General features: G+C 53.7%; 24 protein-coding genes, 1 tRNA gene and 1 pseudogene. 12 read left to right on the forward strand and 14 right to left on the reverse strand.

Translation table 11 applies throughout. The features are described from left to right. The 5 genes from GS12_RS07385 to GS12_RS23945 form a co-directional block, all read left to right on the forward strand. Positions 1 to 191 (forward strand): integrase core domain-containing protein (locus GS12_RS07385; RefSeq protein ID WP_034945449.1); only part of this gene is annotated, 191 nt, incomplete at its 5' end. Between the two features lie 133 nt (positions 192 to 324). Continuing rightward, complete coding sequence (locus GS12_RS07390; RefSeq protein ID WP_152601377.1) at positions 325 to 639, forward strand: GNAT family N-acetyltransferase; 315 nt, start codon at positions 325 to 327, stop codon at positions 637 to 639. Positions 640 to 649: 10 nt separating this feature from the next. Next, positions 650 to 1,015, forward strand: a complete 366-nt coding sequence (locus tag GS12_RS07395) for a hypothetical protein (RefSeq protein ID WP_034945455.1) — start codon at positions 650 to 652, stop codon at positions 1,013 to 1,015. Positions 1,016 to 1,030: 15 nt separating this feature from the next. After that, positions 1,031 to 1,777 carry a lysophospholipid acyltransferase family protein gene (locus GS12_RS07400; RefSeq protein WP_034945457.1) on the forward strand — a complete coding sequence of 249 codons (747 nt, stop codon included), beginning with the start codon at positions 1,031 to 1,033 and terminating at the stop codon, positions 1,775 to 1,777. 277 nt (positions 1,778 to 2,054) lie between these two features. After that, positions 2,055 to 2,222 (forward strand): biotin/lipoyl-binding protein, encoded by a 168-nt coding sequence (locus GS12_RS23945; RefSeq protein WP_235421104.1) that lies wholly within the window; start codon positions 2,055 to 2,057, stop codon positions 2,220 to 2,222. Between the two features lie 48 nt (positions 2,223 to 2,270). Here the strand turns inward: GS12_RS23945 and GS12_RS23950 are convergent. The 3 genes and pseudogenes from GS12_RS23950 to GS12_RS07420 form a co-directional block, all read right to left on the reverse strand. Then, positions 2,271 to 3,150: pseudogene (locus tag GS12_RS23950) on the reverse strand (IS3 family transposase); the annotation flags it as partial. Between the two features lie 201 nt (positions 3,151 to 3,351). Then, positions 3,352 to 3,427: transfer RNA gene (locus GS12_RS07415), tRNA-Asn, on the reverse strand. A gap of 145 nt (positions 3,428 to 3,572) precedes the next feature. Further along, positions 3,573 to 5,033 carry an AMP nucleosidase gene (locus tag GS12_RS07420; RefSeq protein ID WP_034915782.1) on the reverse strand — a complete coding sequence of 487 codons (1,461 nt, stop codon included), beginning with the start codon at positions 5,031 to 5,033 and terminating at the stop codon, positions 3,573 to 3,575. A gap of 245 nt (positions 5,034 to 5,278) precedes the next feature. Here GS12_RS07420 and GS12_RS07425 point away from each other — a divergent pair, with 245 nt between their 5' ends. Both GS12_RS07425 and btsR read left to right on the forward strand, forming a co-directional pair. Further along, on the forward strand, positions 5,279 to 6,967 hold the full coding sequence (locus GS12_RS07425; RefSeq protein ID WP_034945462.1) for a sensor histidine kinase: 1,689 nt from the start codon (positions 5,279 to 5,281) through the stop codon (positions 6,965 to 6,967). Beyond that, positions 6,961 to 7,680, forward strand: coding sequence for a two-component system response regulator BtsR (gene btsR / locus GS12_RS07430; protein ID WP_034945465.1), 720 nt, complete (start codon positions 6,961 to 6,963; stop codon positions 7,678 to 7,680). Before GS12_RS07425 ends, btsR begins: the two co-directional genes overlap by 7 nt. 5 nt (positions 7,681 to 7,685) lie before the next feature. Here the strand turns inward: btsR and yjiA are convergent, their stop codons facing one another. The 4 genes from yjiA to GS12_RS07450 form a co-directional block, all read right to left on the reverse strand. After that, the gene (gene yjiA / locus GS12_RS07435; protein ID WP_034945468.1) at positions 7,686 to 8,648 is read right to left on the reverse strand and encodes a GTPase; all 963 of its coding nucleotides are present in this window, start codon (positions 8,646 to 8,648) and stop codon (positions 7,686 to 7,688) included. A 22-nt stretch (positions 8,649 to 8,670) separates the two neighbouring features. Next, entirely contained in the window at positions 8,671 to 8,874 is a 204-nt protein-coding gene (locus GS12_RS07440) for a YbdD/YjiX family protein (RefSeq protein WP_034915779.1), read from the reverse strand. 54 nt (positions 8,875 to 8,928) lie between these two features. Further along, positions 8,929 to 11,082 carry a carbon starvation CstA family protein gene (locus tag GS12_RS07445; protein ID WP_034945547.1) on the reverse strand — a complete coding sequence of 718 codons (2,154 nt, stop codon included), beginning with the start codon at positions 11,080 to 11,082 and terminating at the stop codon, positions 8,929 to 8,931. Between the two features lie 218 nt (positions 11,083 to 11,300). Next, positions 11,301 to 12,116 carry an SDR family NAD(P)-dependent oxidoreductase gene (locus GS12_RS07450; RefSeq protein WP_034945471.1) on the reverse strand — a complete coding sequence of 272 codons (816 nt, stop codon included), beginning with the start codon at positions 12,114 to 12,116 and terminating at the stop codon, positions 11,301 to 11,303. A gap of 157 nt (positions 12,117 to 12,273) precedes the next feature. Between GS12_RS07450 and GS12_RS07455 the strand changes: the two genes are divergently transcribed. Further along, complete coding sequence (locus GS12_RS07455; protein ID WP_235421106.1) at positions 12,274 to 12,546, forward strand: winged helix-turn-helix transcriptional regulator; 273 nt, start codon at positions 12,274 to 12,276, stop codon at positions 12,544 to 12,546. A gap of 87 nt (positions 12,547 to 12,633) precedes the next feature. On the opposite strand, the gene GS12_RS07460 is transcribed toward GS12_RS07455, so the two are convergent. After that, a complete protein-coding gene (locus GS12_RS07460) occupies positions 12,634 to 13,824 on the reverse strand; it encodes a LacI family DNA-binding transcriptional regulator (RefSeq protein ID WP_034945477.1) in 1,191 nt (396 codons plus the stop codon). A 196-nt stretch (positions 13,825 to 14,020) separates the two neighbouring features. Here GS12_RS07460 and GS12_RS07465 point away from each other — a divergent pair, with 196 nt between their 5' ends. The 4 genes from GS12_RS07465 (at position 14,021) to fsa (ending at position 16,798) form a co-directional block, all read left to right on the forward strand. After that, a complete protein-coding gene (locus GS12_RS07465; RefSeq protein ID WP_034945480.1) occupies positions 14,021 to 14,464 on the forward strand; it encodes a PTS sugar transporter subunit IIA in 444 nt (147 codons plus the stop codon). A 22-nt stretch (positions 14,465 to 14,486) separates the two neighbouring features. Then, on the forward strand, positions 14,487 to 14,774 hold the full coding sequence (locus tag GS12_RS07470) for a PTS sugar transporter subunit IIB (protein WP_034945483.1): 288 nt from the start codon (positions 14,487 to 14,489) through the stop codon (positions 14,772 to 14,774). A gap of 13 nt (positions 14,775 to 14,787) precedes the next feature. Beyond that, positions 14,788 to 16,047 (forward strand): PTS ascorbate transporter subunit IIC, encoded by a 1,260-nt coding sequence (locus tag GS12_RS07475; protein WP_034915773.1) that lies wholly within the window; start codon positions 14,788 to 14,790, stop codon positions 16,045 to 16,047. A gap of 88 nt (positions 16,048 to 16,135) precedes the next feature. Further along, positions 16,136 to 16,798, forward strand: coding sequence for a fructose-6-phosphate aldolase (gene fsa / locus GS12_RS07480; protein ID WP_034915771.1), 663 nt, complete (start codon positions 16,136 to 16,138; stop codon positions 16,796 to 16,798). Positions 16,799 to 16,901: 103 nt separating this feature from the next. On the opposite strand, the gene GS12_RS07485 is transcribed toward fsa, so the two are convergent. The 6 genes from GS12_RS07485 to GS12_RS07510 all read right to left on the reverse strand — a co-directional run bounded on the left by GS12_RS07485 (position 16,902) and on the right by GS12_RS07510 (position 21,634). Next, on the reverse strand, positions 16,902 to 17,492 hold the full coding sequence (locus GS12_RS07485; RefSeq protein WP_034945486.1) for a cupin domain-containing protein: 591 nt from the start codon (positions 17,490 to 17,492) through the stop codon (positions 16,902 to 16,904). Between the two features lie 84 nt (positions 17,493 to 17,576). Then, positions 17,577 to 18,275: a DUF1989 domain-containing protein gene (locus GS12_RS07490; protein ID WP_034945489.1), complete on the reverse strand. Its 699-nt coding sequence runs from the start codon at positions 18,273 to 18,275 to the stop codon at positions 17,577 to 17,579. Further along, complete coding sequence (locus tag GS12_RS07495) at positions 18,244 to 19,527, reverse strand: M20 family metallo-hydrolase (protein WP_034945491.1); 1,284 nt, start codon at positions 19,525 to 19,527, stop codon at positions 18,244 to 18,246. The genes GS12_RS07490 and GS12_RS07495 overlap by 32 nt, the downstream gene beginning before the upstream one ends. Beyond that, positions 19,520 to 20,332 (reverse strand): amino acid ABC transporter ATP-binding protein, encoded by an 813-nt coding sequence (locus GS12_RS07500; protein WP_034945494.1) that lies wholly within the window; start codon positions 20,330 to 20,332, stop codon positions 19,520 to 19,522. Before GS12_RS07500 ends, GS12_RS07495 begins: the two co-directional genes overlap by 8 nt. Before the next feature lie 4 nt (positions 20,333 to 20,336). After that, the gene (locus tag GS12_RS07505; protein WP_034945497.1) at positions 20,337 to 20,975 is read right to left on the reverse strand and encodes an amino acid ABC transporter permease; all 639 of its coding nucleotides are present in this window, start codon (positions 20,973 to 20,975) and stop codon (positions 20,337 to 20,339) included. Then, positions 20,972 to 21,634 carry an amino acid ABC transporter permease gene (locus GS12_RS07510; RefSeq protein WP_034915759.1) on the reverse strand — a complete coding sequence of 221 codons (663 nt, stop codon included), beginning with the start codon at positions 21,632 to 21,634 and terminating at the stop codon, positions 20,972 to 20,974. Before GS12_RS07510 ends, GS12_RS07505 begins: the two co-directional genes overlap by 4 nt. Positions 21,635 to 21,637 lie beyond the last annotated feature (3 nt).

Here is a 21,637-nt window from a genome sequence, read left to right on the forward strand (position 1 = left end):
TGGTTGAGTCATTTAACGGCAGCCTGCGTGATGAATGTCTGAACGTGCACTGGTTCCTGTCACTGGAAGATGCTCAGGAGAAGATCGAGCACTGGCGGCAGGAATATAACCAGTACCGGCCACATTCCTCGTTAAATAACCAGACTCCGGAAGAATTTATCCGAAGCCTGCAAACAGGGCCGGATCTCTGATTTACCCTGGCACCGATATTGGGAGGAGATCAAACTGGCCGCTGTCTATAATACCGCCTGGCACCATAACTGGGGTTCCAGTGCGACAACGGCTGATGAAATCGCAATTGCAGCAAATACTGTGCCCAACATCATGGGCATGATTGCATGCAAAAATGCCCGTATTATTGGTTTTACAATGATGCAATTTATTACTGATGCCTCAGGAAAGATGGGGCGTGCTTTTCTTTCTGGAGTATTCCCTGAATATCGTCAACGCGGACTGTCGGTTGTGCTGACATCAAAACTCTCTGCTATTGCCATTGAACAAGACATCAAAAAATTCAGCATTTCTTGGATGCTGGAAGATAACAAAATGATTGTGAGAACGATGCAAAAACTTACCCAGCACGGTAAAAGCCAGCTCAGGCGTTACAGAATTTTTGCGATTGCGCAGAAAAAAACTTAAGGAAAAGGCAATGAGTTTATATGAAATGGTCAGTACAGAAAATGATGACGTTAAACTGCACTACTTCCCGCGTGTGCGTTCTGCCTGCGGTCGGCATTTAACCTTGGTGGATGGCGACAAAAATCTGAATTTCTCGTCCTGCGATTATCTGGATATGGCAGATAACAAGTTAATGAAGGATGCGGCGATAAAAGCCATCCAGAAGTACGGTACTAATATCAGCGGGCCGATGATTTTTTGTGGTTATACTGAATATCATGAAGAATTAGAAAACCGTTATTCCGAAATGTATCGTGTCAAGGTTAGCGAGGAAACTGTCGTTAGCTACCAGCAGGTATGGCTGGGCTTTCAGCAACGTGAAACTCAACATGGATAAATATTGGGTAGGTTTATGATCGCTATAGTCAGACTGATTTTGATAGGCATTTTTATATTGCTGAGCAGCGTTGTGGTGCTACTTGTTTGCCTTTTACGGCCCCGTAACATCATGAACGTTCACTTCGCAGCCCAGCTTTACAGTAAAGTCTCCTGGCTGCTTGGGGTCAAAGTTATCATCACTGGCAGGGAAAATATTCTTCCAGGTAGTTGTGTCTATGTCGCCAATCATCAAAGCAACTATGATATTTTTTTCCTGACTGGGGCTGTCCCGCCTGGTGCGGTGAGCATAGGAAAAAAAAGCATCCTCTACTTCCCTTTCTTTGGGCTGATTTACTGGTTATCGGGTAACATATTTATCGAGCGTGGTAATAAAATTAAGGCGCTTCAGGCGCTGCAAAAAACCAAAGAAAAAATGCTGAAGGAGAATATGTCCGTTTGGTTATTCCCCGAAGGTACGCGCAATTATGGTAAAGGCTTAAAACCGTTTAAAACTGGTGCTTTTCATCTTGCCCGTAATGCCGGATTGTCTTTGGTTCCAGTTAGTGCCAGTAATTATTATGGTGATTTTAAAATTAACAGAATAAATAACGGTGAAATTATTATCAAATTTTTACCGCCGGTGAAAAAAGAAACCATTACTACGCAGTCTGTCCGCGACATTGTTGCCACCGTATATGAGCAAATGAATACGGAAATCGCTGCATTGGATAAAGAACTCAGTCTGTCGGGTGAGAATGTTTTAAGGCAAGATGAACATTAGTTTCTGGCCAATTTAGCAGGACTAAAAATCCCGCTTTACTCTTTCGTTAGCCTGCCGGTTAATATCGGGAGGCGGTATGATTTTATCTTTATTTTAATGTAATCCTGAAAGTAGGCTATGCAGATTAAGTGGGAATGAATAATGGAATAATTTGGAAAAATAAAATACATTATCTTTATTTTCTGTTTAACCATTTTTGTGTTGACCAACTTTTTTATGGGGCAAAACGGCACCTCGTTCTGATGCAGTAAATTTACCGCAAGCGTTGAGAGCACCAGTGCAAACCGCACTGGCACATCGGGCCGATGTGCCAGTAACTTTACAGGCATTAGGTAAGGTTGCCTCGCAGGCAACGGTGAATGTCGCCAGCCAGATCGACGGGCAGCTAATTAAGGTAATGTTTACTGAAGGGGATGAAGTAAAAAAAGGTCAACTTCTGGTGTAGTCCCTACGGTTTTTAGTACCATCGCCAATGAGGATCTCCGGCCAGTTTTTACCTTGCATAGATAACGGAGGGCATACCCAATGAGCTATGCTGACGTTCTTCGCTATATTCTGCGCGCTAGTCTTATGTTAGCACGCGGACTACTGAGAGTGTTCTGAACAGATACATATCGAGTATTTCTGTTCGTAGCGTTTTGTTAAATCGCTCAATAAATCCGTTCTGCATCGGCCTGCCTGGCTGAATAAAATCAAGTATCACGCCGTGCAATTCTACTCATTTGACTAAAGCAGCGGCAGTGAGCTCTGGCCCGTTATCGCTGCGTATAAATGTCGGATAGCCTCTTTCAGCACTTAACCGCTCCAGGATGCGTACGACGCGATGAGCCAGGATATTCAAATTAACCTCAATTGCCAGCGCTTCCCGATTAAAATCATCGACCACGTTAAATAACCTGAATCGCCGCCAGTCGATCAGGGCATCACTCATAAAATTAACTGACCAACAGTGGTTCATTTTATGCGGAATAACCAACGGCTGTGGATAACTGTTAGGTAAGCGTTTTCTCCCTTTACGACGAAGGTTCAGTTTTAACAATCGATAGATCCGATAAACCCGTTTTGCATTCCACGGTAACCCTGCCAGGCGTGACTTATTGAACATAAGTCCAAACCCTAGGCCGGATACTGATACGTCAATTTTTTCAGTGCCTCGACCACGTGCAGATCCCGTGCCGTGTTCAGGCAATAATGCAACTGACTTCAACTTATACCCATAATCCGACACCCATGTCGTTCGCTGGCCTGATATTCCGTCATGACGTAACGCACTAACTCACGTTTTCCGGGCACCGTTAAAGTTTTTTTGACACAACATCCTTAAGAATTTCATGATCTAAGCTCAGGGAGGCATACATCTGTTTTAATCGGAGGATTTGATCTTGCGGATAGCGGTATCGGTTAATGCCATAGCGGGGGCTCCATTTTCTCAACGAACCGTGAGGCCCCGATTACGCCGCCAAAAACTATGGATATCAAGAAGCCCAGCGATCCTTCTCAGGATAGCCGGGTAAAGATAACTTCTTTTTTTTCAAACGTATCAGGACTCACTGAGATGTCATGATACTAAAATTTGGCTCCTCTGACTGGACTCGAACCAGTGACATACGGATTAACAGTCCGCCGTTCTACCGACTGAACTACAGAGGAATTGTTGGAACGGGGCGCATCATATCCAGCACGCTTTCGGATGTCAAAGGCTGTTTTCACCTTTTTTGTCGACTGCTGCATAAAACAGCAAAACGGCGACCGGCGGCTCTGGCAGCGGCATTTACGCCGCCGCCAATGGCGCGCATTACCGGAATGGCGGCTCGTTGAAGGTGCGCAGCTTGCGCGAATGCAGACGGTCGCCTTCGGCGCGCAGCAGGTCGATGGCGCAGATGCCAATTTGCAGATGCTCGGAGATGGCTCCTTCATAAAAGCGATTCGCCTGGCCCGGCAGCTTGATCTCGCCGTGCAGTGGCTTGTCGGAAACGCACAGCAGCGTTCCGTAGGGGACGCGAAAACGGTAACCCTGCGCGGCGATGGTGGCACTTTCCATATCTACCGCCACTGCGCGGCTCAGGTTGAAGCGCAGAGCCGAGGCGGCATAGCGCAGCTCCCAGTTGCGATCGTCGGTGGTGACGACGGTGCCGGTACGCAGCCGCTGTTTGATCTCTTCACCCGGCCGGCCGCTCACCTGACGTGTGGCGTCGTAAAGCGCGCGCTGCACTTCGGCAATGCTCGGCACAGGGATATCAGGCGGCAGAACGGCATCAAGGACGTGATCGTCGCGCAGGTAGGCGTGCGCCAGCACGTAATCGCCAATCGACTGGCTCTCGCGCAGGCCGCCGCAGTGGCCAATCATCAGCCATGTATGCGGACGCAGTACTGCCAGATGATCGCAAATAGTTTTGGCGTTAGACGGCCCCACGCCGATGTTAATCAACGTGATGCCCTGGCCCTCTTTGGCGATCAGATGCCAGGCAGGCATCTGATGGTTTTTCCACGCCAGACCGGAGAGGGTTTCCTGCGGGTTTGGCGTGTCCGCGGTCAGATAAATGCTGCCCGCGCAGGAGAGCGCCTCGTAAGGCGAATTCGGGTCGGCAATCTGCTCACAGCTCCAGCGGACGAACTCATCAACATAGCGCGTATAGTTGGTGAACAGCACATACGATTGGAAATGTTCCACCGGCGTGCCGGTGTAGTGGCGAAGGCGGGCCAGCGAGAAGTCAGTGCGCAGCGCGTCAAAGTGCGACAGCGGAAACGCTTCCCCTGGCTGATAAAGACCATCGGCGTTCTCATCGCCAATTTGCGCCAGCTCGGTGGTGGGGAAATGGGACGCCAGCCCGGCGCTCATGGTGCGATCCAGCGCCAGGTCGGAACCGTCAATCACATACGGGAAGGGGATTTCCTGGCTGGAGGGCCTGACGCTGAAGGTCACCGGGTATTCGCCCGCCAGCATCTCCAGCTGTTCGGAAAGGTAGTGGCGGAACAGTGACGGGCGCGTGATGGTGGTTGCGTAGCTGCCGGGGCGGGTGAAACGGCCAAAAGCGCGTGACAGATGATGCTTTGCCGCATCGCCCTGCCAGCTCACGCGCAGCTCAGGATAGACAAAAAGTCCGTTGGATCGCAGAACCGGGTCGGGCAGCGTGCCATTATCAATATAGTCGGTGATGGCTCCGCGCAGTGCGTTTACGGCATCCTCATACAGGGTATCCAGTTTATTCAGCGTCTCTTCAACGGTGAGTCCCTGCGGAGCAAAAGGTTGAGTCATCTCTTCTTCCTGTGATTATTGTTTACATAACAGCATGGTAGCCGAAGTCAGCAATAAGCGCCTGGCGCAGAAAGGTTTAACATGTTCACATGACAGTTTTTAGGATTGGTGGTAAGACGTCATCGCAGGCGACGCGTCGTTATCATTAATTATTCAGAACAACTTCGCATTTTAGCGTTTGATGCCGGGAAAGATCGCCCGGTCCGGTGTATGTTGCTCGCAGCGGAGAACAGGGGCGACAAGGTATGTACGAATTTACGTTGATTTTACTGTTGTTACAGCAGATGTGTGTCTTTCTGGTCATCGCCTGGCTGATGAGTAAAACGCGCCTGTTTATTCCCTTAATGCAGGTGACCGTGCGCCTGCCGCACAAGCTGCTGTGCTATGTCACCTTCTCAATTTTCTGCATTATGGGTACCTATTTCGGCCTGCATATTGAAGATTCCATCGCCAACACCCGTGCCATTGGCGCGGTAATGGGCGGCCTGCTCGGCGGGCCGGTGGTCGGGGGACTGGTGGGCCTGACCGGCGGGCTCCATCGTTACTCACTCGGCGGCATGACCGCACTGAGCTGCATGATATCAACCATTGCCGAAGGGCTGCTGGGCGGCCTGATGCACAGTATTCTGATTGCGCGCGGGCGCAGCGATAAAGTCTTCAGCCCGTTAACGGCTGGCGTGATCACCTTTATTGCCGAACTGGTGCAGATGGCGATTATCCTGCTGATTGCGCGTCCGTTTCAGGATGCATTGCATCTGGTGCAGAATATCGCGGCGCCGATGATGATCACCAACACCGTCGGCGCAGCGATGTTTATGCGCATCCTGCTTGATAAGCGAGCAATGTTTGAAAAATACACCACTGCGTTCTCGGCGAAAGCACTGAAGGTCGCAGCGTCAACCGAAGGCATTCTTCGCCAGGGCTTTAACGAAGAAAACAGCATGAAAGTGGCGCAGGTACTCTATAAAGAGCTGGATATCGGGGCGGTGGCCATTACCGATCGTGAAAAACTGCTGGCGTTTACCGGTACCGGCGATGACCACCATCTGCCGGGAAAACCTGTCTCATCCAGCTATACCTGGCGGGCCATCGAGAGTGGGGAAGTCGTCTACGCTGACGGCAACGAAATCCCTTATCGCTGTTCGCTGCATCCTGACTGCAAGCTCGGTTCCACGCTGGTTATTCCGCTGCGCGGTGAAAATCAGCGTGTGATCGGCACAATCAAACTGTATGAACCGCGTAATCGCCTGTTCAGCTCTATCAACCGCACGCTGGGAGAAGGCATTGCGCAACTGCTGTCAACGCAGATCCTCGCCGGGCAGTATGAGCGTCAGACTGCGCTGTTGGCGCAGTCGGAAATCAAACTGCTGCATGCGCAGGTAAACCCGCATTTTCTGTTCAACGCATTGAACACATTGATGGCGGTGATCCGCCACGACAGCGATAAAGCGGGGCAGTTGGTGCACTATCTCTCCACCTTTTTCCGTAAAAATTTAAAGCGTCCTTCAGAAATTGTCACGCTGGCGAATGAGATAGAGCATGTGAATGCCTATTTGCAAATAGAGCAGGCGCGTTTTCAGTCCCGGCTGAATATACATTTACGCATACCGGAAGAGCTGGCCCATCATCAGCTCCCGGCTTTTACGCTGCAACCTATTGTGGAAAATGCCATTAAGCACGGCACGTCGCAGCTATTAGGGACAGGTGAAATTACTATTCAGGCCAGCCGCGACGGGCAGCATCTGATTCTGGATATCGAAGACAATGCCGGACTGTATCAACCCAAAAACAGCGGCGGCGGGCTGGGAATGAGCCTGGTGGATAAGCGTCTGCGCGTGCGTTATGGCGATACCTACGGCATCACCGTTGCCTGCGAGCCTGACTGCCTTACCCGTATTACCCTGCGGCTACCGCTGGAGGAACATGTATGTTAAGCGTACTGATCGTGGATGATGAACCCATGGCGCGCGAGAACCTGCGCATCATGCTGCAAAAAGAGACGGATATCGATATCGTTGGCGAGTGCAGCAACGCCATCGAAGCCATTGGCATGGTGCATAAATTGCGGCCTGACGTGCTGTTTCTGGATATCCAGATGCCGCGCATCAGCGGTCTTGAGATGGTCAGCATGCTCGACCCGCAGGATCGTCCTTGGGTTGTGTTTCTTACCGCCTTCGATGAGTTTGCCGTACAGGCATTTGAGGAGCACGCCTTTGACTATCTGCTGAAACCGGTGGAGGCGCCCCGGCTCGGCAAAACGCTGGCGCGTTTGCGCCTGAACCGCCAGGAGCAGGATATCTCGGTGTTGCCGGAGAGTCAGCAGCATTTGAAGTTTATTCCCTGTAGCGGTTTGAGCCGTATTTATCTGTTGCAGATGGATGAGGTGATGTTTGTCAGCAGCCGCCTGAGCGGCGTGTACGTCACCAGTCAGGATGGCAAAGAGGGTTTTACTGAACTGACGTTACGCACCCTGGAAAACCGCACGCCGCTCCTGCGATGCCATCGCCAGTTTCTGGTGAATATGGCGCACCTGAAAGAGATACGTCTGGAAGATAACGGCCAGGCCGAGCTGCTGCTGCGCGACGGGCACACCGTACCGGTGAGCCGCCGCTACCTGAAAAGCCTGAAAGAAGTCGTGGGATTGTAGGTGCGTCAGGCTCTTTTCAGCGAGGCAAAGGCGTCGCGAATTTCAGTTTCCGGGAGCCGGATACCGATAAAAACCAGCGTGCTGGCGGGTTGTTCATCGGGCTGCCATTCCCGATCCCAGTCCGCACTGTAAAGGCGCTGCACGCCCTGAAACAGCAGGCGGCAAGGCTGATTTTCAATCCACAACATTCCTTTGTAACGCAGCAGCTTATCCGCAAAGCCTGCCAGCAGATTTTCCATAACGCCAGAAACTGCGTCCAGCGCCACCGGATAATCCAGATCCACAACAACCGATGAGATCTCATTTTGTTTATCAGGCATAAAGCGGAAAAGGGGGCTGACTGAAATAATCGACTCTTCCAGCATAAAACCGCGGGTATCAAACAGCAGCGCCAGGTCAATATTACCGTTAATCACCGGGTAAAGGGGCGCGCGCGCGTTGATGCGCTGAAGCCGCGCCAGCAGTTCGGGTGGCTCCCCGGCGATATCTGTTTTGGTCAACAGAATGCGATCGGCATAGCCAACCTGCGATTGCGCAAGGGTAAACTGATCCATCTGCTGCCCGGCGTGAACCGCATCGACTAATGCAATGACGCCATCCAGCAGATAGCGCTGGCAGAGGATCTCATGAGAGAAAAAAGTCTGAATAATCGGGCCGGGATCGGCCATGCCGGTACATTCAATGATTAAGCGATCGAAGGTGATGTCGCCGTTATCAAGACACTCCAGCAGATCCAGCAGGGCGACTTCCAGTTCGCCTGAACGAGTGCAGCAGATACAGCCGTTAGTCAGCGTTTTAATTTGCGTCGCGTGGTCGCCGAGCAGCTGGTCATCGACGGCAACGGCACCAAATTCGTTCTCGATAACGGCGATTTTGTAATCGTGCTGTTCATGCAGAATGTGGCGCAGCAGGGTGGTTTTTCCTGCGCCGAGAAAACCGGTCAGTACCGTAACAGCAATCGGTGTCATAGAGTGTATTCCTTTATTACTGTCAGCAGCAGCGCATACCGCCTTTGCCGTCTCCGCCGTAGCGCGCCTGCTGTCGCTCGCGGAAAAATTCTTTATAGGTCATCATCGGCGTATCGGGATGATTAGTCTGCATGTGCAGAACATAGGTATCGTAATCGGGAATGCCGACCAGCATGCGGGCGGCCTGGCCGAGATACTTTTTTGCCGCGCCCAGATTATCAAACATAACTTGCTCCCGACTGAGCTGGCCCCGCAGAAGCAGGGCCAGGATGTAACGTTATCAATGACCCGAAGAAATTTTTATTCCTTCCTTCGGCACTGCCACATAAGGCGTTTCGGTGTCCGTTGGGGTGTCTGACTGACGTGCCTTCAGCCATGCTTTGATGCCGTAGAAAATAATACTGTACACCACCAGCAGAAACAGAATACTCAAACCTGCGTTAGTGTAGTTGTTGATCACAATATGATTCATATTGGCAACCTGATGAGCGGTAAGATCGGCACCTCCCGTCGCCACTTTCGCTTTGTATTGGCGCGCCATGTAGAAGAAGCCTTCCATTTGCGGGTTATCGCTGAACAGTTTCAGGCTCAGCGCCCACGTGGTGCAGATCAGCAGCCAGACGGCAGGGAGCAAGGTTACCCAAACGTACTGTGTGCGCTTCATCTTAACCAGCACCACGGTTGCCAGCACCAGCGCGACGGCAGCCAGCATCTGGTTTGAGATGCCAAACAGCGGCCACAGGCTTTTCACGCCGCCCAGCGGATCAACCACGCCCTGGTAAAGCAGATAGCCCCACAATCCGACGCAGCCTGCGGTGCCGATAACACCCGCCAGCAGCGAGTCGGTTTTTTTCAGGAACGGCACGAAGTTGCCCAGCAGATCCTGGAGCATAAAGCGCCCGGAGCGCGTCCCGGCATCCAGCGCGGTGAGAATAAACAGCGCTTCGAACAGAATGCCAAAGTGATACCAGAAGCCCATATCGGCGATCGGCATAATTTTGTCGAACACGTGCGCGATCCCGACGGCAAGGGTAGGCGCGCCGCCAGCGCGATTCAGCACCGACGGTTCACCTATATCTTTCGCGGTTTGCAGGATCTGCTCAGGAGAGATAACAAAGCCCCACGAGCTGACGGTTGCCGCCGCATGGGCAGTGACATCCTGTAACTGCGCCATGATCATTGGCGCGTTCGCGCCACCCAGTTCATGCAGGTTAGGCATGGTAATGCCCAGGCCAGCCGGTGGCGTGTTCATCGCGAAGTAAAGACCGGGTTCGATAATAGATGCAGCCACCAGCGCCATCACCGCCACAAACGACTCCATCAGCATGGCGCCATAGCCGATAAAGCGCGCGTCGGTTTCGCAGGCCAGCAGTTTGGGCGTGGTGCCGGAGGCAATCAGCGCATGGAAGCCAGAGACGGCACCGCAGGCGATAGTAATAAACAGGAACGGGAAGAGCGCGCCTTTCCACAGCGGGCCAGTGCCATCAATATACTGCGTCAGCGCAGGCATTTTGAGTTCAGGATTCAGGATCACAATGCCTATTGCCAGACCAACAATTACCCCAATCTTAAGGAAGGTGGCCAGGTAGTCACGCGGCGCCAGAATCAGCCACACCGGCAGCAGCGCGGAGACAAATGCGTAGCCAATCAGGGTGAAGGTAATGGTGGTGTCTTTGAACGTCAGCGCCGGGCCCCAGTACGGGTCGTGAGCGATGACGCCGCCGAACCAGATAGAAGCAACCAGCAGCACCACGCCAATCACGGAAATTTCACCCACGCGGCCCGGACGAATAAAGCGCATGTAGATACCCATAAACAGCGCAATCGGCACCGTCGAACAAACGGTAAATACGCCCCAGGGGCTCTCTGCCAGCGCTTTCACCACAATCAGCGCCAGCACCGCGAGAATGATGATCATGATCAGGAAGCAGCCAAAAAGCGCGATGGTGCCGGGAACAAATCCCATCTCTTTCTTGATCATCTCGCCGAGCGACTCGCCGTTGCGGCGCGATGAGATGAACAGCACCATAAAATCCTGCACCGCGCCGGCCAGCACCACACCCGCCAGCAGCCACAGCACGCCGGGCAGATAACCCATCTGCGCCGCCAGCACCGGCCCGACCAGCGGCCCGGCACCGGCGATAGCCGCAAAATGATGCCCAAACAGCACGTTGCGGTTAGTAGGAACGTAGTTCAGGCCGTCGTTATTGACCACCGCAGGGGTCGCGCGGGTGTGATCAAGCCTCATCACTTTTTGCGCGATATAGAGGCTGTAATAACGGTAGGCCACCAAATAGACCGATACTGACGCAACCACGATCCACAGTGCGCTGATATGCTCACCGCGTCGCAGTGCCACCACCGCCAGACAGCAGGCACCGATGAATCCCAGAAGTATCCATGGTATGTGCTTAAAAATTTTATGTTTATTCATCATGAGTCCGATTATTACAACGTGGGTAAGGTAATAAGAGGCAAGTTTTTTACACAGGATATGTTGACGAATTTCCGGCGGCAGAAGGGGGATAATTCATTGAGCGGTTGTATGCGCGCATAAGCGGTCAGGTGGCAGGCATAAGCGGTTTCAGACGGTGGCTAAGCGCCTGAAAATTGTGACTAAGATCTCACTGTAAAAGACAACGCGGAGAACAGCTATAGTCCGGCCGACATTGCACCGTCAATCCGCAAATTTATGCCTGTAATATAACCGGCGAGGGGACTGGCGAGAAAGGCGACGGCCTGCGCAATATCATCGGGTTTCCCAACGCGTCCTGCGGGTACCTGAGCAAATAAGGGTAATACAACTCGCTCAATATCGTGCCAGGGAGCATCTTTATCCAGCAGCTTTTGCTGCTGCGCCACTTCGCGAAAACGCTCCTCAAGCGTTGCGCTGTGAACGGTGCCCGGAGAAACGCTATTTACCGTAACGCCCTCTGCGGCCACCGCCTTCGCCAGCGAGACGGTCATCGCGTTCATCGCCGCTTTAGACGCTGAATAATCGGGCGCAGAGGGCGGAGGCATAATGGCCGCAATGCTGGATATATTGATGATGCGGCCCCACTGGTTTTGCTTCATGGCAGACAAAAGGCGGGTGGTGACGCGAAGTGCCGCCAGTACATTACGATCGTAAGTGGACGTCCAGGAGGCGGTTTGCGTTTCAGACCAGCTTTCCTTAATACCACCCGAGCCACCGGCATTATTGACAAGGATATCAATACCGCCAGCGAGTTTTTCTGCCTCATCAACCAGATGCTGCACGTCATCATTGCTGGTCAGATCGCCCGTTACAAAGAAAGCTTTTCCGCCTTCAGCGACGATCGCATTGGCCACTTTCTCTGTCTGCGCACGATTCCGTCCATGAATGATAACAACTGCCTTTTCAAGTGCGAGTCGTCTGGCGATGGCTTCACCAATACCTTTGCTGCTGCCGGTGATCAGCGCTTTTTTACCTTCTAATTGCAAATTCATCTCTGGAAACCTATCGTGGAATGAGCATGTTTTAACAAGGTAAAGGCGGATGCAAAACGACACAATCAGGCACTTTTTTGTGCCTGTCGACCCGCAAGAGAAAGCCCTCTGCCTGGGCCCGGACGGCTCGGTTGCGCACGTAACCAGAGTCATGCGGATGTTACAGGGGCGCTGGAAACTGCCCATTCTTTTCAGGCTTTATGCCGATCCTGCGCTGCGAACCTCTCAACTGAAGCGGGAGATTGCAGGCATTTCACAAAAAATGCTGACGCAACACCTGCGCGAACTGGCAGAGGATGGTCTTGTCGAGCGCATTGATTTCATGGAAAAGCCTTTGCGGGTGGAATATCAGTTATCAGAGAGAGGCAGGCAGCTTTTACCTGTTTTGGTCGCTATGCGAGGTTTCTCTGTGGCGCATTCGGCTGTGTGACCGCTGTGAGGTGGGAAAGGGGGGAAATCCGCCGGACAACCCACCCGTTCACAAAATAACGCCACGATTTCAGGCCCCGCAGAGGGATTAACTGCTGTCACCGATATGAAGCACAAACTTCAGATCCTCTTCCACAGCATGCGGTGAATCATCAAGCATCATCAGCAGTTTTTCCCCGACCGTTTGACCCAGTTTTTCGTAATCCAGCCTCATTGAGGTCAGCACCGGAAAGGTGTGGTCACAGTTATCGGAACCGTTAAGACAGGCCACGGCGAGGTTATAGGGGATCTTGAGTAGTCTGCGCTGGCATTCATACATAACGCCCAGGGCAATTTCTTCATGGCTACAGATCACAGCATCCAAATCTGGCTGATTTTGTAACAGCTGGCAAAGCGCATAGCGACCAAATTCCAGCGAAGGGGCATCGGGTACCGTGATCATCAAATCGGCATTTTGATAGTGGGACATCATGGCTTTATGCCAGCCGTTTAACTGTTGCTTGTGAAGGCGGTTATCGGTATGCGCCCCTAAAAATGCAATGCGCTGATAACCTTTTTCCAGCAAAGAGTGAGTCAACGTTTCAGCCGCTTCCGCGATCGCAACATTAAACGTGATGTCGGCAGGGAAATGCCCGGCACCGCCGATGTTAGCGGTGACGATATCAGCCGACTCAATCAATTTGCAGGTTTTCTGCGACAGTTGCGCACTGAAAAGCACCAACGCCGCCGGACGCATTTGTAAAAGTTTTTCTACCAGCGCTGTCTCACCATACTGATGGTATTCATGGCAGGCCATAATAAGCCGGAACGGCTGATTATTCAGAGACTGTTGCAATGACTGGATAAAACGGTTGCTGGCGCGGTCGTGCTGGAAAGGATACAGCACCGCCACGGTGTGCAGTTGAGTCGATGCCAGCGTCGCCGCCGCCTGATGAGGAACATATCCCAGTTCGGCCACGGCCTGATGGATCTTTTTTAACGATGCGTCAGATACCAGTTCTGGTTCTCGTAACGCGCGGGAAACCGTCATCGGCCCCACTCCCGCATGACGGGCGACATCTTGCAACGTCGTACGTGTTGAAGGATGCCCGGCGAGATGGCTGGCCTGGACATTGGCCTCGTAGCCCAGCGTGTCAACCGCCTGCTGTACCTGCTGGCGAATCTTATCCGACACTAATTCGGGCGTTCGCATCACCCGCGAAACCGTCATGATCCCGACACCGACATAGTTGGCTACATCCTGGAGCGTAACCCGACCACTGCTCCGCCGTTTTCCCACGCGGGCTCTCCTTCCACTATCGATTAAAAAGGGACGCTAATCCGGTAAAGACCCACCAGATGTTAACCGTTTAATGATAAGCCGATCACATTAAATGATAACTTTAACAGTTAGCGCTAACTTATGAGATATGCATCACATCTTTGTGACGTCCGGCACACTACTCTGCCGGAACGAAATGCCAAGGTGATCCTAAATGATTAATGAATTATTAACACCCGATGTTATTCAAATTATTCCCGCTTGCGAAGACTGGCGGCAGGCGATTTCGTTGGCGTGCCAACCGCTTCAGGACAACCACACCATTGAAGGCAGATATGTAGAAGCCATATTTCGCTCTCATGAGGAAATCGGCCCTTACTATGTTGTCGGGCCGGGGATTGCTATGCCTCATGCCCGCCCTGAAGAGGGTGCGAATAAAACGGGCATCAGCCTGACGATTATTCAGAAGGGCGTTAACTTCGGTTCGGCAGGGAATGACCCCGTTCACCTGGTGATCGTGCTGGCTGCTTCTGACAGTAACAGCCATATCGGCATCATCTCATCGCTGGCAGCGCTGTTCGATAACCCGGCCGATACCGCGTCGTTGATTGCAGCAAAAAACGTTGCGGACATTCACGCCATCCTTTCAGATTACTAAGCAACCATAAGAGAAAAAACAGATGAAAATTACCGTCGTATGTGGCAATGGCCTGGGCACGAGTTTAATGATGGAAATGAGTATTAAGAATATTATTAAAGAGTTAGGCGTTGCGGCTGACGTCGACCATGTCGATTTAGGTTCAGCAAAAAGCACTGCCAGCGATATTTTTGTGGGAACTTCCGATATTGCCGAGCAGCTCCATGCGCAAAAAGTGGACGGGAAAATCGTGTCGTTAAAAAACATGGTGGATAAAGCCGCCATGAAAGAGCGCATCTCTGCTGCGCTGACAGAACTCGGCGCATTGTAATCAGGAGCTAAAAATGGATTTCTTCCGTTTTTTAATGAGTGATGTACTGTCTGAACCGTCGATACTGGTGGGATTGATCGCCTTAATTGGTTTGATTGCGCAAAAAAAACCTGCCACGGAAGTGATCAAAGGCACGGTAAAAACCGTCATGGGTTTCCTGATATTAGGGGCGGGCGCCGGTCTTATCGTTTCATCGTTGAGCGATTTCTCAGCCATATTTCACCATGCGTTTGGCATTGCCGGCGTTGTACCAAACAATGAAGCCATTGTTGCCGTGGCACAGAAAAGTTTTGGCACCGAGATGGCGATGATCATGTTTTTCGCTATGGTCATTAACATTGCCATTGCGCGTTTTACGCCGTGGAAATACATTTTTCTTACCGGCCATCACACGCTGTTTATGTCAATGATGGTGGCGGTGATCCTCGCAACCGCCGGTCTTCAGGGCACAGTGTTGATCGCAGTAGGGGCGCTGGTGGTGGGGGTATCGATGGTGTTTTTCCCGGCTATCGTGCATCCCTATATGAAAAAAGTTACCGGTTCCGATGAGGTGGCCTATGGACACTTTTCCGCGCTCTCTCAACTGCTAGCCGCCTTTATTGGCAGCCGGTTTGGCAACAAGGAAAAGTCCACAGAGGACATGGAAGTGCCGAGAAGCCTGCTGTTTCTGCGCGATACGCCGGTAGCGATAGCCTTTACGATGTTTTTTATCTTCATTTTTACCTGCCTTGTTGCCGGCCCCGAATCAGTCAAAAGCATGAATGCAGGCGGTAAAAACTGGTTTATGTTCTCATTGATGCAGTCGATTACCTTTGCCGCCGGGGTTTTCATCGTCCTCCAGGGCATCCGCATGGTCATTGCCGAGATTGTCCCGGCATTTAAAGGGATCTCGGACAAACTGGTTCCTGATGCCAGGCCTGCACTGGATTGCCCGGTAGTGTTCCCTTATGCGCCCAACGCGGTACTGGTTGGTTTTCTGAGCAGTTTTGCCGCCGGTGTATCAGGCATGGTTCTTCTGTACGCACTGAACATGACGGTGATTATTCCGGGAGTGGTTCCGCACTTCTTCGTGGGCGCAGCGGCCGGAGTATTTGGAAATGCCACCGGCGGACGGCGGGGAGCCGTGCTTGGCGCGTTCGCCAATGGATTGCTCATCACTTTCATTCCTGTTTTTCTGCTACCGGTGCTGGGAAGCATTGGACTGGCAAATACTACTTTCAGTGATTCCGACCTTGGCGCGGTGGGTATTCTTTTGGGACTGGGCGTCCGTTAAGCCAACCGGCGGCTCTGCAACTATGAGTCGCCGTTTATGTTTTATGACGACGCTTCCGGTTATCTGTTTTGACACGCAGGAGGAATGAATGGAGTTTTATCTTGATACGGCCGATGTGGAGAGTGTAAGGCGTCTCGCGCCTGTCCTGCCCATTAAGGGCGTGACCACCAACCCGAGCATTGTTTCGCGCGGAAAGCGGCGGATCGCCGACGTTTTGCAGGAGTTAGCATCACTTCTGCCTGCGGATAATACGCTCTTTGCTCAGGTGCTCTCCCGCGACCCGGAAGCCATGATTGAGGAGGCACATCAGCTTCGTGAGAGTGTACCCAATCTGGTGGTGAAGATCCCCGTCACGCATAACGGTTTGGTTGCTATTAAGGCGCTGACGCAACAAAAAATTCCGACGCTGGGAACGGCGGTTTACGGCGCCGGGCAGGGGCTTTATGCGGCAATGGCGGGCGCGCGTTACATTGCACCCTATGTCAATCGGATTGATGCTCAGGGCGGCGATGGCGTTGCGCTGGTGAAAGAGTTACAGACGCTGCTCGATCTCCACCTTCCCGAAAGCAAAGTACTGGCTGCCAGTTTTCGCACGCCGCGGCAGGTACTGGATTGCATGTTAGCAGGCTGTCAGGCGATCACGGTCGAGCCCGGCGTGGCGGAGCTTTTTCTTCTGGACCCCGCCGTCGACAGCGCGCTTCAGCGTTTTGATCAGGACTGGACGGCGGCATTTGGCAGGCTCCAGTTGTAGAGAGCCGGTTTTCGTTAAATCGCCGCCACCTGAAAGAGTGTCTTCTTGTCGTCACCGACAGGCTGGAAGCATAAACGCCTTTTCAGCGTCACCGGGGGCGCCATCAGAACGTCACCGGCGTATTCACCCACAGCACTTTCGCCACGCAGTCGCCCGTATTGCGATAGCCATGCGGCACGTTGCTCGGAAAATAGAAAGAATCGCCCGCGCTGAGGCTCCACGTCTCCTCCCCAAGGTAAAGCGCGATTTCCCCTTCCAGCACGTAACCCATCTCTTCACCGTGATGCTCTATCTGCCCGTCGCTGGCAATGCCTGGCTCAATAATATGAATGTTGCCCTGAAGCAAATTTCCCTTGTGAGGGCTGGTCAGATTCTCCAGTTCAATACCGCCTTTTTTATTGCGATGTACAAAGCGTTTGCGGGGGCGCTGGCCGGACTTCAGCACCGGCGCGTCCGCCACCCAGGTTTTTGCCATCAGATCGGAGATGTTGGTTTCCAGCGCGTTAGCAAGGCGGTGCAGCATTGCCAGCGAGGGAGAGGCAACGTCGTTTTCCAGTTTAGAGAGCAGACTCTCTGAACAGCCCACTTTCAGCGCCAGCTGTTTGAGCGTTATCTCCTGAGCCAGTCGAGCATGTCGCAGGCGCATTCCCAGTGCCGGTATGGCCTGACTGTCAGTCACATCGTTTTTTTTCATAAATTAACTTCGGGTGTGAAAGAGACGAAAAACCCGGCAGGACATGGCCGGGCACGGGCGCGACGGGATAAGCGTTAAAACTGCTTAGCCGATGACGCTGAAATGGATGGCCTGCGGATCGCAGCCGTTGATCGGCACAATATCCTGCGGGCAGGCCGACATCACCACAATGCAGTCAAGCTCGGCGCGGATCTCAACGTAATCCCCGGCTTTGCTCACCGTGGGTAGCCAGGCAATGCTGTTATCAGCCCTGACCGGAATGTTCATCCACAGGTTTAAAGGCTGGGGAACCTCACGCGCGCGCAAACCGATGGCATTCAGCGCCAGACGCATATTATCAGCACAGCTGTCATGGTAACCCTCCACGCCCAGATTGGTATAACGAAACAGATCGCAGGCGGCAATCAGCGTGTCGTGCACGCCCGGCGACGTGTCCTTCAGCAGCGTGCCGATCGGACGGCGCTGGTTGGTCACCAGCGCATCGCCTTCCTGCGGAATGATTTTATCGATATAGGCGCGGGTATGCTCCATTGAAGAGAACTCACTTAAGTCGGCGCTGTTGAACAGCCAGGTATCACATACCTGGCTGCCGGGCGTGTTAATGATACGGATCACCTGGCCCTGACGTAAACGCACGGCGCGGCCGCAACGTGCCGGGATGGTATAACGCTCGCCGGGGATCGGGGTGCCGTCAGCAGAGATGGGCTCGGAAAGGGTTGCATTCGTGCCCAGTGCGTCGCCATTGTCGTGGTCACAGCAGTGAGGATAGGTGAGAGTGCTCATGGTTAACTCCTGTCGGTTGATTTGCCAGCTCTGTCAGGCAACAGGCCAGTGCCTTTGCGCCGAGATACAGATACTGAGGATCGGTGTACTCAGCCGGGTTATGGCTGATGCCGTTATGACTGGGAACAAAAAACATACTGGTCGGGCAGTGGCTGGCCAGGTGCATGGCGTCGTGAAAGGCACCCGAAATGAGCGTGGTAGTCTCAATCTGTAAGGCTTGTGTACAGGCAAACTGCGCGTCAAGCAGCGTCGGATCGAAAGCGACCGGTGCCTGACTGAACACGCACGCAACCGCAACATTCTCTGCGGCAAGCTGCTGCATCCAGGCGTCAAAGCGGGCCAGAACCGCCGCATCGGGATGACGAAAATCAAGCGTGAACGTCACCCGACCGGCGATGGTGTTGATTGCATTAGGCTCGACGTGCCAGCGGCCAAAAGTCAGGCGAAGTTCGTCTGCCGGGAGCGTTGCAGCACGCTGCTCCAGCTGCTGCATTATGCTGCGCGCCAGAGTCATGGCATCCTGGCGGTCGGCCATCGGCGTGGTACCTGCGTGTGCGGGAGTTCCATGGCAGCAGACCTGATACCAGCGCACGCCCTGAATCCCGCCCACCAGCGCCAGCGGTAGTCCGGCCTGTTGCAGCACCGGGCCCTGTTCGATATGTAACTCAATAAAGGCTGCCATCGGTACAGTGGCGCGGCGCGGCAGCCCTGAAAAACGTTGATGACAGCGGCTGAGCGCTTGCGCAAGCGTGATACCCTGCGCATCCTGATGCGGCAGGTAGTCTGCCAGCCTTGACGGATGGACAAACGCGCTTGATCCCATCGCGCCGGGAGAAAAACGGCTGCCTTCTTCGTTTGTCCACACGACGACTTCAATCGGTCGCCGCGTAATAACGGCTGCGTCATTCAGCGCGCTCAGGCACTCCATACCGGCCATAACGCCATAGCAGCCGTCGAGGTTACCGCCGCCGGGCTGCGTATCAATGTGGCTGCCGGTCACGATCGGCGGCAAATCTTCACGCCCGGCACGACGGATAAAAAGATTGGCGCAGTCATCGGTCATTACCGTGCAGCCCAGCGCGCCCGCCCACTCAATCAGCCACGCTCTGGCGGTTAACTCAACGTCAGAAAGCGCCTGGCGATCAACGCCGCCGTTATCCAGCGCGCCAAAGCAGGCCAGTTCTGCCAGCCTGTCCAACAGGCGTTGCTGGCTGACAAAACCCGCGACCTTCAGAGCCGTTTTCTCAGCCATGTAAGCGCTCCACATCGTCCGGTTGCAGGGGGCGCCTGAACCACGGTGCCAGAAACGTTTTCAGTCGCTCCGTTTGCGGCTGGCGGAAAAGAGAAGCTGGTGCGCCGCTTTCGACCAGCATGCCATCGGCCATAAAGACCACCCGTGAGGAGATACTGGCCGCGAAAGACATCTCATGCGTGACCATCACCATCGTCATACCGCCATTGGCCAGCGTTTTAATGACATCCTGCACCTCTTCCACACGTTCCGGATCGAGCGCGGAGGTAGGCTCGTCCAGCAGCATCAGTTCCGGCCCGAGCGCCAGGGCGCGGGCGATGCCCACGCGTTGCTGCTGTCCGCCGGAGAGGCGCGCCGGGCGGGACTCTGCTTTGTCCGACATCCCGACCTGCGCCAACGCCGCTGCCGCTTTTTTACGCGCCTCGTCGCGCGGTAATTTTTTGCCGAGCAGCAGTGGGGCGCAGACGTTTTCCAGCACCGTCATGTGCGGCCACAAATTAAACTGCTGAAAGACCATCGCCAGCGGGCGACGTACTTCGGCGATCAGCGCGGCGCTGTCGCGATGTTTCGCCTCGCGGCCAGGGCCGCTGTAGCCAAGAAGTTGCCCTTTGATCAGCACCTCGCCTTCATCATAGGCTTCAAGAAAGTTCATGCAGCGCAGCGCTGTGGTTTTTCCTGACCCGGACGGCCCGATAAGCGTGACGATTTCACCAGCGCTGACTGTCAGGCTGATACCCTTTAGTACGCGATGTGCCGCGAACGACTTGCCGACGTTGCGTAACTGAATAATGGGTTCGTGATGCATTAAGTTATCCCTCTGTAACCTGGCGGCTGAGCAGACGCACGCTGAGACTGATCCCCTGCGCCAGCAGCCAGTAACTGATGATGAGCAGGGTGTAAGGCACGATATAGGTGTAGGTAGTGGCAACGATTTGCCCGGTGGTCATGGTCAGCTCAGGAACGGTTATCACCGAGGCCACCGCACTTTCTTTGATGACTAAAATGCACTGGTTGCCCAGTAAAGGCAGGCTGAATCGCAGCGCCTGCGGCGACTGGATAAACCAGAAGCTTTGCCACGCGGAGATATCATGAACCTGTGCCGCTTCAAGCTGGCCTGGCCCGATACTCTTCCACGCCGTGCGGAAGATTTCACCGAAGTAGGCAGCGCTGTAGAGAGCCAGCGACATCACCGTGGCTTCTACGGCGCTCAGCGTCAGGCCCAGAGCGGGTAGCCCAAAGTAGAACACGGCAAGCTGCGCCAGATAGGGAGTGCCACGAATAAGCCATACCCAGACGCGCCAGATCCCGAACAGCCACGCGTTGCTGCGGCACAGGGCATGCAGAAGAAATCCGCCGCAGGCGCCACACAGCGCAGCGCTGAGGCTCACGCCCAGCGTGACGCCCAGCGCGCGGGCAAAATCGGGCAGATAGAGCAGAAATTCGTTCATCGGCTCTCCTTGTGCCAGCGACGTTCAACATAGTTGCCCAGCAGGGCGAGCAGGCTGGTCAGTAACAGGTAGGACAGCGCAATGGCAATGTAAACCTCTAATGGCCGGTAGGTGGCGGAGGCAAGCTGTTGACCGACGCGCATCAGGTCGGTAATCGCAATCACCGACACGACAGCCGACGCTTTAATCACATCGATCAGTTCGGAAATCAGCGACGGCAGCGTCAATCGCAGCACCTGCGGGATTTGGATATGCCACAGGGCCTGGCGTGGACTTAACCCGCACACGTCTGCGGCTTCCAGTTGGCCGGGCGGAATGGCAGCAAATCCGCTGCGCAGGATCTGTGACTGGTAGGCGGCGGTATTCAGGGTCAGCGCCAGCACCGCCGCCAGATAGCCAGGTAACGACAGATTCAGTTCACCGGGCAGGTAGTAGCAGAGCAGCACCTGTGCCAGCACCGGCGTACCGCGCAACAGGCTGACAGCGAAGTGGGCGACGCCTCTGCCGACGCGTGAGCGGCCGTTTTGCATCAGACAGATAACCACGGCGACAAAAAAACCGGCCGCAATGGCGACGATACAGAGTGAGGCGGTGGTCATCGCGCCGTCCGCCAGCATCGGCAGCCAGCCACCCAGTAGTAGCAGATAGTCGCCCATCATCAC

Origin of the sequence: Erwinia oleae (genome assembly GCF_000770305.1) — a bacterium.
GTDB classification, from domain to species: Bacteria; Pseudomonadota; Gammaproteobacteria; order Enterobacterales; family Enterobacteriaceae; genus Erwinia; species Erwinia oleae.

What these genes read in the sequence shown, in the direction of transcription:
- GS12_RS07390 (WP_152601377.1), top strand. Translation starts at nt 325, where the DNA reads ATGGGCATGATTGCATGCAAAAATGCCCGTATTATTGGTTTTACAATG.
- GS12_RS07395 (WP_034945455.1), top strand. Translation starts at nt 650, where the DNA reads ATGAGTTTATATGAAATGGTCAGTACAGAAAATGATGACGTTAAACTG.
- GS12_RS07400 (WP_034945457.1), top strand. Translation starts at nt 1,031, where the DNA reads ATGATCGCTATAGTCAGACTGATTTTGATAGGCATTTTTATATTGCTG.
- GS12_RS07420 (WP_034915782.1), bottom strand. Translation starts at nt 5,033, where the DNA reads ATGACTCAACCTTTTGCTCCGCAGGGACTCACCGTTGAAGAGACGCTG.
- GS12_RS07425 (WP_034945462.1), top strand. Translation starts at nt 5,279, where the DNA reads ATGTACGAATTTACGTTGATTTTACTGTTGTTACAGCAGATGTGTGTC.
- btsR (WP_034945465.1), top strand. Translation starts at nt 6,961, where the DNA reads ATGTTAAGCGTACTGATCGTGGATGATGAACCCATGGCGCGCGAGAAC.
- yjiA (WP_034945468.1), bottom strand. Translation starts at nt 8,648, where the DNA reads ATGACACCGATTGCTGTTACGGTACTGACCGGTTTTCTCGGCGCAGGA.
- GS12_RS07440 (WP_034915779.1), bottom strand. Translation starts at nt 8,874, where the DNA reads ATGTTTGATAATCTGGGCGCGGCAAAAAAGTATCTCGGCCAGGCCGCC.
- GS12_RS07445 (WP_034945547.1), bottom strand. Translation starts at nt 11,082, where the DNA reads ATGAATAAACATAAAATTTTTAAGCACATACCATGGATACTTCTGGGA.
- GS12_RS07450 (WP_034945471.1), bottom strand. Translation starts at nt 12,116, where the DNA reads ATGAATTTGCAATTAGAAGGTAAAAAAGCGCTGATCACCGGCAGCAGC.
- GS12_RS07455 (WP_235421106.1), top strand. Translation starts at nt 12,274, where the DNA reads ATGTTACAGGGGCGCTGGAAACTGCCCATTCTTTTCAGGCTTTATGCC.
- GS12_RS07465 (WP_034945480.1), top strand. Translation starts at nt 14,021, where the DNA reads ATGATTAATGAATTATTAACACCCGATGTTATTCAAATTATTCCCGCT.
- GS12_RS07470 (WP_034945483.1), top strand. Translation starts at nt 14,487, where the DNA reads ATGAAAATTACCGTCGTATGTGGCAATGGCCTGGGCACGAGTTTAATG.
- GS12_RS07475 (WP_034915773.1), top strand. Translation starts at nt 14,788, where the DNA reads ATGGATTTCTTCCGTTTTTTAATGAGTGATGTACTGTCTGAACCGTCG.
- fsa (WP_034915771.1), top strand. Translation starts at nt 16,136, where the DNA reads ATGGAGTTTTATCTTGATACGGCCGATGTGGAGAGTGTAAGGCGTCTC.
- GS12_RS07485 (WP_034945486.1), bottom strand. Translation starts at nt 17,492, where the DNA reads ATGAAAAAAAACGATGTGACTGACAGTCAGGCCATACCGGCACTGGGA.
- GS12_RS07490 (WP_034945489.1), bottom strand. Translation starts at nt 18,275, where the DNA reads ATGAGCACTCTCACCTATCCTCACTGCTGTGACCACGACAATGGCGAC.
- GS12_RS07495 (WP_034945491.1), bottom strand. Translation starts at nt 19,527, where the DNA reads ATGGCTGAGAAAACGGCTCTGAAGGTCGCGGGTTTTGTCAGCCAGCAA.
- GS12_RS07500 (WP_034945494.1), bottom strand. Translation starts at nt 20,332, where the DNA reads ATGCATCACGAACCCATTATTCAGTTACGCAACGTCGGCAAGTCGTTC.
- GS12_RS07505 (WP_034945497.1), bottom strand. Translation starts at nt 20,975, where the DNA reads ATGAACGAATTTCTGCTCTATCTGCCCGATTTTGCCCGCGCGCTGGGC.
- GS12_RS07510 (WP_034915759.1), bottom strand. Translation starts at nt 21,634, where the DNA reads ATGATGGGCGACTATCTGCTACTACTGGGTGGCTGGCTGCCGATGCTG.